At 75.4% G+C, this 264-nt stretch carries 1 protein-coding gene; it reads right to left on the bottom strand.

Features of this window, described 5'->3' with window-relative positions:
- Positions 1 to 73: 73 nt before the first annotated feature.
- A partial coding sequence (locus tag AC3II9_RS21900) for a hypothetical protein (protein WP_489158817.1) occupies positions 74 to 264 on the bottom strand: 191 nt, incomplete at its 5' end.

Raw genomic sequence — 264 nt, 5'->3', positions numbered from 1 at the left:
CCCGCCGCCGGTCCGGTCCCATGAGCAGACGCGGCGGATGGTCGAGGTCAAACGTCCCGCCGCGCCCCTGGTTTCATGCGCCCGGCGTGGACCGTTCCAGCCAGTGGGCGACCTTGGCCGCGATCGGGCCGAATACGGCATCGTCCGCGCCGGCCGCGGGCGGCTGCCCCGCATCGGAGGCGGTGCGAATCGCGATGGTCAGCGGCACCCGGCCCAGGAAGGGAATGCCCAGCTCGGCCGCCGCCGCTTCCGCGCCGCCCGAGC

The organism is Lysinibacillus sp. RU7 (genome assembly GCF_057837305.1).
The sequence above is the reverse complement of the archived record's forward strand: the minus strand, read 5'-3'. Positions and strand labels throughout refer to the sequence as shown.